The sequence below is a fragment of the Paenibacillus sp. p3-SID1389 genome (assembly GCF_025151705.1).
Classification (GTDB): domain Bacteria; phylum Bacillota; class Bacilli; order Paenibacillales; family Paenibacillaceae; genus Fontibacillus; species Fontibacillus phoenicis.
Map to the genome: position 1 here is coordinate 55,412 of NZ_JALXVO010000012.1, position 12,893 is coordinate 68,304.

The 12,893-nt window shown below is 58.3% G+C and carries 10 protein-coding genes; 3 read left to right on the forward strand and 7 right to left on the reverse strand.

Features of this window, described 5'->3' with window-relative positions:
• The first annotated feature begins 84 nt into the window (after positions 1 to 84).
• The gene (locus M3G15_RS07335) at positions 85 to 1,389 is read left to right on the forward strand and encodes a hemolysin family protein (RefSeq protein WP_036644407.1); all 1,305 of its coding nucleotides are present in this window, start codon (positions 85 to 87) and stop codon (positions 1,387 to 1,389) included.
• Between the two features lie 95 nt (positions 1,390 to 1,484).
• Here M3G15_RS07335 and M3G15_RS07340 read toward each other — a convergent pair whose 3' ends face one another.
• Together M3G15_RS07340 and M3G15_RS07345 are read right to left on the reverse strand one after the other, a co-directional pair.
• Positions 1,485 to 2,882, reverse strand: coding sequence for a DUF4129 domain-containing protein (locus M3G15_RS07340; protein ID WP_009223921.1), 1,398 nt, complete (start codon positions 2,880 to 2,882; stop codon positions 1,485 to 1,487).
• A gap of 127 nt (positions 2,883 to 3,009) precedes the next feature.
• The gene (locus M3G15_RS07345) at positions 3,010 to 3,999 is read right to left on the reverse strand and encodes an NAD-dependent epimerase/dehydratase family protein (protein WP_260070509.1); all 990 of its coding nucleotides are present in this window, start codon (positions 3,997 to 3,999) and stop codon (positions 3,010 to 3,012) included.
• 250 nt (positions 4,000 to 4,249) lie between these two features.
• Between M3G15_RS07345 and M3G15_RS07350 the strand changes: the two genes are divergently transcribed.
• Together M3G15_RS07350 and M3G15_RS07355 are read left to right on the forward strand one after the other, a co-directional pair.
• A complete protein-coding gene (locus M3G15_RS07350; protein WP_260070510.1) occupies positions 4,250 to 5,323 on the forward strand; it encodes an LCP family protein in 1,074 nt (357 codons plus the stop codon).
• A complete protein-coding gene (locus tag M3G15_RS07355) occupies positions 5,316 to 6,620 on the forward strand; it encodes a right-handed parallel beta-helix repeat-containing protein (RefSeq protein WP_260070511.1) in 1,305 nt (434 codons plus the stop codon). The genes M3G15_RS07350 and M3G15_RS07355 overlap by 8 nt, the downstream gene beginning before the upstream one ends.
• Before the next feature lie 4 nt (positions 6,621 to 6,624).
• Here M3G15_RS07355 and M3G15_RS07360 read toward each other — a convergent pair whose 3' ends face one another.
• From M3G15_RS07360 to M3G15_RS07380, 5 genes are read right to left on the reverse strand one after another with little or no spacing between them, the layout of a single operon-like run.
• Positions 6,625 to 8,046 (reverse strand): sugar transferase, encoded by a 1,422-nt coding sequence (locus M3G15_RS07360; RefSeq protein WP_260070512.1) that lies wholly within the window; start codon positions 8,044 to 8,046, stop codon positions 6,625 to 6,627.
• A complete protein-coding gene (locus tag M3G15_RS07365; RefSeq protein ID WP_260070513.1) occupies positions 8,024 to 9,250 on the reverse strand; it encodes a glycosyltransferase family 4 protein in 1,227 nt (408 codons plus the stop codon). The genes M3G15_RS07360 and M3G15_RS07365 overlap by 23 nt, the downstream gene beginning before the upstream one ends.
• Positions 9,247 to 10,500 (reverse strand): glycosyltransferase, encoded by a 1,254-nt coding sequence (locus tag M3G15_RS07370; RefSeq protein WP_260070514.1) that lies wholly within the window; start codon positions 10,498 to 10,500, stop codon positions 9,247 to 9,249. The genes M3G15_RS07365 and M3G15_RS07370 overlap by 4 nt, the downstream gene beginning before the upstream one ends.
• Complete coding sequence (locus M3G15_RS07375) at positions 10,469 to 11,752, reverse strand: O-antigen ligase family protein (protein ID WP_260070515.1); 1,284 nt, start codon at positions 11,750 to 11,752, stop codon at positions 10,469 to 10,471. Before M3G15_RS07375 ends, M3G15_RS07370 begins: the two co-directional genes overlap by 32 nt.
• Before the next feature lie 2 nt (positions 11,753 to 11,754).
• Entirely contained in the window at positions 11,755 to 12,885 is a 1,131-nt protein-coding gene (locus M3G15_RS07380) for a glycosyltransferase (protein WP_260070516.1), read from the reverse strand.
• Positions 12,886 to 12,893 lie beyond the last annotated feature (8 nt).

Below are 12,893 nucleotides of genomic sequence, written 5' to 3' on the forward strand. Positions count from 1 at the left end.
GTTCGCATGAACGGGAGAGTTTATTGTATAATAGTGATAAGATTCACGCCATTATATTAAATTATCGAGGAGTAGATGCATCGAATGGACAGTGACAGGTATTTGGTTTTAAATGTGGTTTTGGTCGTCATTCTTATCGCGTTAACGGCGTTTTTCGTCGCGGTAGAATTTGCGATCGTTCGGGTCCGGGGCAGCCGGGTCGACCAGTTTGTGGCGGAAGGACGGAAGGGTGCCGTCGCCGTCAAGCAGGTCACCTCCAACCTGGACGGATTTTTATCGGCTTGCCAGCTCGGAATTACGATCACCGCGCTGGGACTCGGATGGCTGGGTGAACCAACGGTGGAGCGCATGCTGCATCCATTGTTCCATAGCCTGAAAGTACCTGAGACTGTTGGCAGCGCGCTTTCGTTTATTATCGCGTTTGTCGTCATCACGTATTTTCACGTTGTTGTGGGTGAGTTGGCCCCTAAGACCGTGGCAATCCGCAAAGCCGAAGAAATTGCCATGATTACAGCCAAACCTTTGATTCTTTTTACGAAAGTCATGCGCCCTTTCATCTGGGCCCTAAACGGTTCGGCCAACCAGCTCGTGCGCTTGTTTGGCATTAAGCCGGCCTCCGAACATGAGGAAGCGCACTCGGAGGAAGAACTGCAGATCATCATTAACGAGAGCTTCGAAAGCGGCAAAATTAACCAAAGCGAATTTGGCTACGTGAATCGGATATTCGCATTTGATAATTTGCTCGCCAAGGAAATCATGGTACCTCGCACCGATATGGTGTGTTTATATACGGACAAGACGCGGCAGGAGAACTTGGAGATCATCCGGGAACAGCAATACACCCGTTTTCCGGTTGTTGATGGCAGCAAGGATAACGTCATCGGAATCGTAAATACGAAACAGTTCTTCTTGGCTTATGATCACAATCCAAATCTGGATTTTTCCGCTTTGCTGCAGCCGGTGATGGCCGTCTCCGAAGTAACTCCAGTGAATGAGTTGCTGAAGAAGATGCAGAAGGAAGGCACCCATATGGCGATCCTGATCGACGAATACGGAGGAACCGCTGGTCTGGTTACACTGGAGGATATTCTCGAGGAGCTTGTCGGGGAAATCCGCGACGAATTCGATAAAGAAGAGGAAGATCCGATCGTCCAGCTCGACGAATCGCATGTGGTTGCCCTCGGCACGGTGACGGTGAATCAGATCAACGAAGTGCTGCTAACCGACCTGAGCACGGAGGAAGTGGATACCATTGGCGGCTGGCTCTACGGCAGAAACCCGTCTATGGATGTCGGAGACACGCTGGAGCATGAGGATTTAACCTTCACATTGCTGGAGAAGGAACCGCATCGCTTTAAGAAACTCGAAATCGTCAAACACAGTTCCTAATGAAAAAAAGAACGCGAGCAAGCAGAGTAAATCTCTGCAGGCTCGCGTTTTTTGCGTCTAACCGCTAGGTCGATCCGGAGCACACCTGCTTCGCCTTACCGCGCAAGGCGCCGCCGCAGCTCCGCCACCTCCTCGTCTCCCGGCAGCTCTTCCCCATACCTCGTTTCATAGTACAGTTGGAGCAACGGATCAACTGCAGCTTCCAGCTTGATCTCTTCCACCAATTCCTTTGGGGTCAAATAGGGCTTGAGCGAGACCCCCCGCTGACGTTCCTTCCGCAAAAATAGTCGGTACAAAAAGCGGACGCGCTCTCGGTTATCCCTCATGTCCTCCCAACGTTCGGCTGGCTTCCCGGTACGCAGCAGGCGGGCGCCAATCCTGCGCCAGCCTTGCAGTGCCGATTCCCAAGTCAATAAACTCGTCTCCTCGTCGCGGTAAGCAGCTGGCTCCGGCGCGGCGCTTTCCCGGCGCAGCAAGTTGAGCAGGCGACTGATCGCTTTGCGCCAGTAACCCCCGGCGTTCTTATACAGCCAATACAGGACGAAGCCCAGCAGTGCCGCCAGGAGCAAGCCGCCAAACACATAAAACGCATAGTTCAAAATTTCCGACAGCAACCCCGGTTCCTGGGGTTCCGCTGGCAGCATCGGCTCCTGCGGCGGAGTTACCGCTTCCGGCTCTTCCGTCGGCGGAAGCACAGGCTCCTGCGGACGGGTTAACCAACGCACGATCGCTTGAAGCAATCTCCACAGCAGGCTGCCGATCCAGCGACCAACGCCGGCCGCCAGCAACAAAGCGGCAACAACGATCACGCCGACAAATAAGCGGTTATGGCGGCGGAGACCAGCAGGCAGCCGCTCTCCCGAGTCACCGGATTGCGAACTGTAGCACAGAAACTGATGGTTCGTCACGAACAGAGCCGTGGCCAAGTTGATAACGCCGGCCCAGGTGATGAGCGGGACCGTCGCTTGAAGCGCTTCGATTCGCGGGAAGAAGATTCCCGCTAAGAAATAGAGGCCAAGCCCAACCCAGTACAGCCGAAAATGGCGCTGGCGATTCCGAACCGTCAGCCCTTGCAGCGAGCAAAACACCCCGGCGGCAAACAGCGCCACCGTTTGCAACAGCGCAACGACGGTGGAGGCTAGCGCGGGCGTCTGGCCGGCCGATGCGGCGTTACCGAAGCCAAGCGCGCTCGCGCCCCCCGCCCAAGCGAAGGCGGCCGCGGTATACACCGCGCCAAAGGCGAGGGCCGCAGCCCCGCGCTGCCACAGCTTACGCAGCCGGGTGCCAAGCAGGACGCCGGCCAGCGAGAGCAACGGCAGCAGGCCAAGTCCCGCGACCGGAAGCTCCGGCGGCCGAAGGAACGACGCGAACAAGATCCATGCCGGCAGCAGCAGCACGTATTCCATCAGGCAGGTGAGGCCAAATCGCAGAGCCTGCACCAGGTAAGCGGATTCATTTTGATGCGGGTCTGCGTATTCGCCCTTGTCGTTCATCCCGTCATCCCTCCCGATATGTTCCTCCGATGGCCGGCTCCGGACCCTATTCCGACACCTATCCGAACGAAAAGCTCTCCTTCTTCTAGATTCATCATATCACAGAGGAGGGGGCTGCGGGCGTCGTTTATCCGAGGCTCCCCCCAAAAAAGAAGACCGATGGTTCACTGTAGTTGGTTCGCTGGATGAGCAGTGGATTTTTTCTCGCTTCCATTTCGAATTCCATCATCTCTACTAATCCATTATATAGCGAATATCGCGGCTCCCACCAGAGGATCTCCCGAACTTTGCCGTTATCAAGCACACTCTGGTCAATATCCCCCGGCTGGGCGGGACGGAATTGCGGCTGCACATGGCGGCCGGATATCTCCGATAAGACCCCCAACGCCTCCAGAATAGAGATACCGCGCCCGCTGCTGACATTTATAATCTGACTGCCCGCGCATCGCAGCGCCTGCACGTTCGCCTCTGCGATATCCTTCACATAGACGAAATCCCGCGTCTGCGAGCCATCTCCGTACACCTCCAGAGGAAGGCCCGCAATCAGTCGTTCGACGAACGCGGTCAGCACGCCATCCTCACCGGTACGCCGCTCCCGTATCCCATAAACATTGGCATACCGAAGGATCGAATACTCCAGCCCGTAGCGCTCGCTAAACGATTGGATATACATCTCGGAAACCCGTTTCGACACACCGTAAAAAGACAAAGGCTCCGGTCGTTGCGACTCTTTGATCGGCAAATGGTCTGGATTCCCGTACACTGCGGCCGATGACGCAAAGACAATCCGCCGCACTCCGAAACGAATGCATTGCTCCAGCAGTTGGATCGTCCCCAGGATATTCGTCTCGGCGTCGGCCGTTGGGTTTTGCAAGGAGCGACGGACACTGGTTTGGGCTGCAAGGTGAATAACGGCATCCGGTCGTTCCTCGGCAAAGATCAACTCCAATTCATCGGACATAATGTCCGTCGCGTAGTATGTAACCAACTCGTCTTTTTTCCTTAGATTCCCGGGCAACCCGGTATCGACCACCACCACCTGCTCCCCCTCTTCCACCAGCCGCTTGACTGTGTGGCGCCCAATAAACCCCGCTCCCCCCGTGACTAGCACTTTCATCGGCTTGACTCCCCTATTCCCTAAAAAAATATCGGCATTCGCCCCATTTCCACCACCTTATGTAGGTCTAGTCCGAAATAGACTTGGTAAAATGCTGGAATTTCGTCATTTTTGCACGCATTCGCGCACTCTGACGCTGGCTTGGCAGATTCCTTCATTCCGAGCATACGGTTCAGATTCCACGAATATACTGCTATGAAACCCTTTCACGAGATCTACTCGAATCGCTAGAGACGGAGTGGAGAAACGAATGAAATTCAAAATCCCCAAAAAAGTGGCAATCCCGGTAATTCTTCTGCTCCTTGCGGCTTTCGGACTGCTGACCGCCTATTTGAAATACGAGCCTTCACGGCATTTTCGGGGCACCGAGATCCCGGTATTGGCTACGCCGGAGCGTACCGGTGGAGATGTACTGTCGGATACGGAGGAAGGCATCGGCGACGAAGCTTCAAGCTCTGGGCAAACTGGTGTTATTGATAATGGAACGGCAGGAAAATCCGGTGCGGCCCCTTCGTCAGAGGAGATTCGCGGAGCCCGGGGCAGCTTTAACCTGCTGCTGCTCGCCACTGACGCTCGGGCAGAGGAAGCTTCGCGCACCGATGTGCTGTTGCTCGCCCACGTCAATCCGGAGGACAATACCGTCAACCTTGTATCCATTCCGCGCGATACCCAGGTCAACCTTCCCGGCATTGGACTGACCAAGATCAACCATGCCCATGCCATGGCGGAAGCCCGCGGCAAAGGCAGCCACGCCGGCACCCTCGCCGCAATTCAGGCCGTCAGTAATTTATGCCGCTGCACCATCAACTATTACGTCAAAACCAACTTCAGCGGGTTTGAGCATTTCGTGGATACGATCGGCGGCATCGACGTTAAATTGGAGGCTCCCGTTAAGCTGACCTACAATTATCGGACTTTGCCTGCAGGAGAACAGCACTGGAACGGCGAAACGGCTCTCGATTTCGTCCGCGAGCGCAAATCGCTGGAAGACGGCGACAACGCCCGGCAGCGAAATCAGGCGCTGGTCGTGCAGGCGATTGCCCGCAGGCTGCTCGTTCCGGATAACCTGACCCTTCTGCCCGAGCTGATCCGGCAAGTGAAGGAAGACATTTTGGACACCAATCTGACCGATGCCGATATGCTGAGCTTGGCCTGGATGGTTCGCAGCATTGATCCCGAGGAGATGTATTTTGTGCAGTTTCCGGGGAGCAACGGCAAAGCGAAGGACCCGTTGGTCGGCGCTGAGCTGTACTACTGGATTCCGAGTATGACGGCCTGGTCCGAGATGTCCCGTCAGCTTCTGGGGGATGAGCCCAATGAGTAAAAAATCTCCCTGGCCACATCCAAACGGCCCGGTTCGCCCGAAGCGAGGCGGCGGTGATCCGCGCCGGCGTCAGAGCCGGTGGCTGCTCCTTGCACTGTTGATTTTGAGCTTGAGTTGGGCCTTGCTGCTGCGTTGGGAGGCGAACTCCCCCTTCCCCGCTCCCACCTTCAACATAAAGGAGGCCGGCGCCAAAGGCGACGGCCTCACAGATGATACGGCTGTTTTTTTGCGCGTGCTTCGGCAAGCGGCGGCCACCGGTCATAACACGACCGTCCTCGTCCCCCCTGGCACGTATCTGCTCGCTCTGGACGAGCCGCTGCCGATCCGCAGCGGCGTCACCCTCCGCGGGCTGGGCCGGCCTGTCCTGAAATTCTGTGCGATCAGCGGAGCCCGATACGGCTTTGAGGCCGTCTCCGTCCAGGGGCGCAAGGTCCGCATCGACGGCATCGTGATCGACGGCGGTTCACGGCTGACCCGCGGGATCGGCGTGCATAGCGGATCATCGAACGTGCAAATTGTGAACAGTACGATCCAGAATTTGAACCAGCCGGCCGATCCGCAGCACCCGTTGTCCACTACCGTCGTCGCCGGCATTATGATCTACGGCAACACTCTGGACATCAATATCCTCGGCTGCACGATCACCGGAATCTCCGCGCGAGAAACCGCCCCCGTCGCACGGGGGATTATGGCCTGGAGCGAACCGGGGCGCACGATCGCCCGCCGCGTCAGCATTACAGGCAACCTGATTTCTTATATTACCCCGCGAGAGGATGCGGACGGAATCTATTTTGATCAGCCGCCTGCTTCTTCGCCGCGATCGGATTCTGTCATCTCCGGGAACATCCTCCACCACACCGCCAAACGCGGCATCAAAATCTCCGCCCCAGGCGTTGTCGTCAAAAATAACCGGATCCTCAACTCCTACTCCGGAGATAACCGCTATCTCGTTACGCCCAAGGACCCGCTGCCGCAGGACATGTACTCTGCCATATCCGTATATGCCGGCGATGTAACCGTCTCCGACAATACCATCGGGGGAAGCGGCAGCTTCTATGCTGCGATTGAGGCCAACGTTGGCTCGGCTGGCGGCGTCGTCATTGAACGCAACGTCATCGAAAGCGGCGAAGGCCAGCCCTTCCCCGATTCAAGCGGGATCCGCCTCGACCAAATCGGCAGCTTCCACATTGCCGATAACGTAATTACCGGCGCGGAAACCCCTATCCGCTTGTCGGAGCAAGCTAGGGCAGCGCTGGCATCGGGAGCAGGAACGCTGGCGGACAATACGGCCAAGTAATTCATTAGATTTGGAGGCCGGTGGAGGCATTTTCGCTATCCTTTCCCGCTGCCGTGGACGTTGCCGCTGCGCCTGCCTCCACGCCTTTGGCTTGCTCCCGTTGAAGCACGACCCGGATCGTCTGGAACAGGATCTTCAGATCGAGCAGCAGCGAATATCTTTTGATGTACATCAAGTCGTAACGCAGCTTGTCGGACGGTGTGGTGGCATACCCTGCCATCACTTGGGCATATCCCGTTAACCCCGGCTTCACCATCAGCCGATACGTGTAATGCGGCAGTTCCTCTTTAAACCGGTTAATAAAAAACGCCCGCTCCGGCCGCGGCCCTACCAAGCTCATATGACCAAGCAGCACGTTGAACAGCTGCGGCAGCTCGTCGATCCGGGTGGCGCGCATCCACTGGCCCAGCCGGGTCACCCGGGCATCGTTCCGCCCGGCCAGCACCGGGCCGGTTGCGGCTTCTGCTCCATCCACCATGCTGCGGAACTTGTACAACGAGAACGGCTTTTCATGCAGCCCGATGCGCTCCTGAACATACAGCGCCTTCCCTCGCGACGTCAGCGGGATGAGGAGGAACATCGCAAGCATCACGGGGGATGCGGCAAGCAGCAAAACCGAAAATACCGTCAGATCAAAAAGGCGCTTGAACAGGCGCTCCGGCAGCGTCAACTGCGGCGGTATCAGCGAATACACCAGCAAATCGCCAATTTGTTGCGGCTCGGCATCGGCGAGATACAGCTCGTAAAAATCGGGAACGATGACCACTTCCATATTTCTTTTCCCTGCGGCCTGAACCCATGCTGCCTTCGTTTCGGGAGTCAACCCTGGACCGATGAGCAACGTCTCCATCCCTTCCCATGCCTGCTCCGGCAGTGCTTCGCCCGCCTCTCCACTGTCCGCGCGTACAATCCGCTCAACGCGGAACCAGGGCTTGCCCTGTTCCAACATGCCGCGCAGCGCTTCTTCACCAGGAGCTTCAGCGCTGACCACGGCCAACGTCTTTTTGCGGGTAAATCCTTTGCTCTGGATGTAAAACAACAGCAACCGAAGGCCAAACGATAACAGCAACTGGGCGGCAAATGTAAAGAGCAACAGACGCGGAGGCAAGCTCAACCATTTGCTCGCATAGCTGAACACGATCAGCTCCGCGGCGACGAATAACTGGGCCAGCAGTAAATTCCATAGAAATTGCGCCGGCTTCCGCCGTCCTGCCAAATCGTATAAGTTAAAAAAATAATACGTCATCACCGTTAACATCCCTAACCATGGGGCGCTACCGAATGATGAATCCCCCAGCACACCGGGCTGGCTCCAGCTCCCTTGCGGCAGCAGTCCGGCAGCAAGCCAGTAGCTGGCATATATCGCCAGCAGATCAAGAAGGAGAAGCACCGCCTTCATCCCATTATTCCGAAACAGCTTGATCATAAATCCCTTCCCCCTCCGCGTCTTCCAAGCGCGGCTGATCCTCCCAAGCTTCTGCCCGCTTGTGCACCCCAAGCTGCGTATACATCGCCGCCACGTCGCGGCGAATTTGCTCCAAATCGTACAGCCGCGCCAGCTTGCGGCCGTACTCGCCCATGCGCTGCCGCAGCCCGGCGTCCTGCTGCAGCCGCTCGAGCGCCTCGGCGGTGGCCTGCACGTCCCCAACCGGAACGAGGTAGCCGTTGCGGCCGGGGGCGACGAGATCGCGGCTGCCGCGCACCGCCGTGGCCACCAACGGCTTGCCGGCGGCCAGCCCCTCCAGCAGCGCCTTGGGCAGGCCCTCACGCCGCGACGCGAGCGCCAGGACGTCCGCTGCTTGCAGCAGCTGCGGCACGTCGCGGCGATAGCCGAGGAAGCGCACGGCCTCTGCCACGCCGGACTCCGCGGCGAGCTGCCGATACCGCGCTTCCTCCCGGCCAACCCCGGCCAGCAGCAGCACGGCCGGGACGCCTCGGCGCCGAAGCTCCGCGATCGCTTCAATCAGCTGCGCTTGATTTTTGTTGCGGTTCAGCTCCGCAATGCAGAGCACGGCGAAATCGTCCGGGGCTAAGCCCAACTCGCGGCGTTGCTGCTCGCGATTTCCATCCCCCAAGGCCGCGTCCGAATATAAAGTCAGATCTGCGCCAACCCCGGGGACGTAGACGCTGCGGCCACGCACCGGAAAGGCGGCCGCCCGCCGGGCATCCTCCCGGTTGATCGTCACGAGAATATCGGTCCACCGGGATAAGAGCCGCTCCAGCGGGTAATACAACAGCCAGTTCAACCAAGGAGCTCCGGTATAAAAATGAAAACCGTGGGCGGTGTAAACGACTTTAGGATACGGACGGCCTGCCATTAAGGCGGCCACCCGGCAGACCACACTTGCGTTGGGCGTATGCACATGAATCAGGTCATATCGCTCCCGTTTGAGCCAGTCCACGAGCTCCCGCAAGGCTCGAACGTTCCCGGGGGCCAGTGGATTGCGGCTAAACGGCAGGTCCCGGCACGTAAACCCGGCGGCGTCCACCTCTTCCCGGCCGTGATCCGGGGCGGCGTAGGCATGAACGGTAAACCCGGCAGCCCGCAGATCGCGCATAAAAGGCAGATGGAACGCCGCCAAATGGGCGTATACCGTTGCGATATAAGCGGCTTTTCGCGTTTGCGTCATCCTTTATGCGCCTCCTTGGACAACATTCGGGCAGAAGGCAGCTTCCGGCCGGATGCCTGCTCGTAAAGCTCAATCCATTTCCCGGTGACACGGGAAATGTCATAATGGGCCGCAGCGTGTTCCCAACCGCGCTGCCCCATGGCTCGCCGCTCCTCCGGCGGCAGGGCCGTCACCTGCTCCATCGCACGAGCCAGCGCGGCCGGCTCCGCCGCCGGTACCAGGTGGCCATTTACGCCGTCCAGCACCACCTCGGCATTGCCGCCTACGGCGGTAGCAACGATCGGCAGCCGGCTGGCGCAAGCCTCCAGCAGTACGATCGGCAACCCTTCCCATTTCGAGGACAGGACAAATCCATCAGCGGCTTGCATCAGGGCCGGCATGTCCGTACGAATGCCGAGGATGCGCACGTATGCCGATAAACCCAGCTCCGCCGCCAGCTGTTCGATCCGCGGCCGTTCCGGTCCGATTCCGGCGATCCACAGCACGCTGTTCGCAAAGCGCTGCCGCGCTTCGGCATAGGCTAGCAGCATAGCCGGGTAATCCTTCTCCGGGACGAAACGTCCGGCAGCCAGCCAGACAAACGGCTCCTGCGGAAGCCCCGCGCTCTCCACAACGGCTTGTTCACCTTCTCCACCTGTTCCGGCCCGGACTTCCTCCCCGCGTTCCTCCGCCTCACATGCGCCCCCTTGCTCCACCCCCAGCTCTGCCCGCAACTGCCGGCGTTGTCGGGGATCCTCGGCGAAGCGGCTGAGATCGATGCCATTTTCCATCAACCGGGTTTTACGGGCTGGCGCGATTCTGCGCTCAGTATATATGCGCACCGCTTCCTGGCTGACATTGGTCAGCAGGTCCCCCAGCGGATCGGTAAGCCGGTACAGCAGCTCCCGCCGCCAGCCCCCTTCGTTGACGTTGTGGGCAGTGCAGACCAAAAACGGAATGCGCACAAACAACCGCGTGACACGCGCCAAAATATTCGCATGCACCAGATGGCTATGGACCACATCGGGCCGCATCCGCCGAATCAAGCTGGTAAGCCGGCAGATCGCCCGAGGGTCCGGTACCCCTTTTTTCATGCCGAGGCTGACAACTTCAATCCCCAGCTCCTTAAGCTCCTCCAAGTACGCCACCGGCGGTATCATCGTCACCAGACGGACCTCGCAGTCTCTGGCCCGCAGTTCGCGGCACAGCAGCAGCACTTGGTTTTCCGCTCCCGCATAATCAAATCCGGTGATCACAAATAAGAGCTTCACGTTGGATCCCCACTCCTTCCCGTTGCTTGACCGGCAGCAGCGCCAATCCTGTCACGGCCATCACCACGTATTCGTAGTTGTAACCAAAGTCCCCGCTGAGCAGGGAGTAACCCACCGACTGAACCAGCAGGATGGCCAGCACCGGCGTACGTTGGCAAGCCGCCCCTAAAGAGAACAGCAGGGCGAATGTCCATAATGTTAACCCCACAAATCCCCCTTCAGCTGCGATTTCCAGCACCAGATTATGCGGAAAATCCCGGGCTAAGGGAGGTGTGACGCTGCCTAGCCCGGCCCCGAGAAACGGAGTGGACTCCAGCTTCTCCAAGGCCCTTGTCTGCAAGTCCAACCGGCCGATATAGTTATCGTCGCCCTGCAGCTGATTTCGGTCGAACAGGACCATAAACCGGCTGTTTTCCACCCAATCCTCCAATTGCTCCGCATAAGCCGATGCGACTCCACCCGCTACGATCGCCAGAAACAGCAGCGGCACAGTGAAACGCGACAGTTTCCTTAACTTCCGCACCCGGAATTGACGGATGAACCATACGCCCAAATACAGCGCGTTGGCGAGCAGAAAAGCCGCCAGCGGCCCCCGAGACTGCGTGGCCAGCGCCGAAGCCAGCGTGACGCCCAGCGACAGAAGCCTGAGCGGCAGCGGAATCCGCGGCGCCCAAAGGCATACCGTTGCCGTAATCAGCGATGTCCGGGCGTTAAAGATCGGATTTCCGCCAGGAAGCGTTAACCGTCCGGGATATTCTTCGTTGTACTCGCCTAGCAGCAGATGCAACACCGCGTAAGCCAAGCCGGCCCAGGCGACGATGCTCCAGGAAAACCGGCCGTATTTTCGATAGACGAGATAGATATACAGCGCCGGAACAACGCCATGCGCCAACAGAATAACTTCCTTCATGAATCCGTTGGATTCAGCCGGAGCCCAGGTCAGCGAGATGAGGGCATAGCCGAGAAAAATCGCCCAAAGCCAAATCCCTTGATCCCGCAGCGTCTCCAGGACAATTAACGGTTTAAGCAGCAGAGCGGCACCCACCGGCAGCAGCGGCGCTCCAACTAACAGGATTAACGATTCCCCGGGAACGGCCAGCTTGTAGAAGTAGGCAAAGAAATCGAAATAGATGCAAAACGCAAACAGGTAGGCGGCGTCCACTTTCATTATTAATGACAACAGGCACTGAAGGTTAAAAAATATGACGGCCACAACCAGCAATCCGATCCATATCAGACTGGTCTCGACCATCCTCAGCCCCCTCCTTCCTGCCGCCCAGCAATCCGCCGCATATAAGCCACCCGCGCCGCCTCTTTAAAGGCGACGTCCAAGTGACGCACCTGCTCCCGTTCCACCCGCCGCCCCCGCCATTCGCGGACAAAGCGTTCAATCTCAGAGAGATGGCGGATCACGTTCGCCGGCTCGCCCGGCAGTTGGAGAAAGATGGGGACCGGCTCCGGAAAATCCGTCTCCCGGTAGGCCGCGATCACCGGCAGGCCGTTGGCCAAATATTCGCGGACCTTCAGCGGCGAGGCTTCCTTCATGCCTTTGCGATACAGCGCCAGCGTTCCGATGGCGATATCGGCCTGATCGAGCAGCGGCTGATAACGATCACGTGTCAACTGGCCGTGAAACGCCATGTTCGCCGGCACCTGCAGGCCAGCCTCCTCCAGCTCGCCGCGCTCCGGACCGATGATGTCAAACTGCCAGTCCGACTTAACGGCGGCCAGCCGGGCGATCTCGTCCAAGCCCTGCCAGGCTTGGCCCGGCGAACTGATAAACACAAACCGCACTGGATCAGAGTCCGAGTGATTCGCCGCATCCTCCACAGCGGTTGCTCCAAACTGATCCAACGGGATACCGTTGCCGATCACCACATAATCGTTCTTCACGTACCGCCGGAAGCTCGCTGTTTCAGCCAACTCCCCGCTGACGAACACAAATCCTCCGGCGGCTCTCAAGACGAAGCGGCGCGTCAGCAAGTGATACATGCGGCGGAGCCCAAGCCCGCCGCTTTCCAACTCCAGCTCCGCAAGATCATCCGTGTTAATCTCCAGCACGGACGGGTGATCCCGGAGCAGCCGAGGCAAGGAGGGATAATACAAATCATAGCGGTGGTAGATGACGTCCGGCTTCCAGGCGCGCACTCGGGCAGTTAACGCTTTAAATCGGGGGGCCCGGCCCAACCTGCCGCGATACGTTACGCGAAAGACAGGCAGCCCGCAGCTTTCCGCTTCCGTCCAAGCCGCGGCCGTATCCCGGCTGAACAGAAACAGCGCCGTTTCATGGCCTAGCGCTTGCCAGGTTCGTGCTTGGCTGATGATTTTTTTGAATACGCCGCTCTCCGGCCCTTCGTTCCAATGAATCAAATAGGCGATTCTCACGCATTCTC

Excerpts from the sequence above, each read along its gene's own strand:
- M3G15_RS07365 (WP_260070513.1), bottom strand. The coding sequence starts at position 9,250 with ATGACGCAAACGCGAAAAGCCGCTTATATCGCAACGGTATACGCCCAT.
- M3G15_RS07350 (WP_260070510.1), top strand. The coding sequence starts at position 4,250 with ATGAAATTCAAAATCCCCAAAAAAGTGGCAATCCCGGTAATTCTTCTG.
- M3G15_RS07355 (WP_260070511.1), top strand. The coding sequence starts at position 5,316 with ATGAGTAAAAAATCTCCCTGGCCACATCCAAACGGCCCGGTTCGCCCG.
- M3G15_RS07360 (WP_260070512.1), bottom strand. The coding sequence starts at position 8,046 with ATGATCAAGCTGTTTCGGAATAATGGGATGAAGGCGGTGCTTCTCCTT.
- M3G15_RS07335 (WP_036644407.1), top strand. The coding sequence starts at position 85 with ATGGACAGTGACAGGTATTTGGTTTTAAATGTGGTTTTGGTCGTCATT.
- M3G15_RS07345 (WP_260070509.1), bottom strand. The coding sequence starts at position 3,999 with ATGAAAGTGCTAGTCACGGGGGGAGCGGGGTTTATTGGGCGCCACACA.
- M3G15_RS07340 (WP_009223921.1), bottom strand. The coding sequence starts at position 2,882 with ATGAACGACAAGGGCGAATACGCAGACCCGCATCAAAATGAATCCGCT.
- M3G15_RS07375 (WP_260070515.1), bottom strand. The coding sequence starts at position 11,752 with ATGGTCGAGACCAGTCTGATATGGATCGGATTGCTGGTTGTGGCCGTC.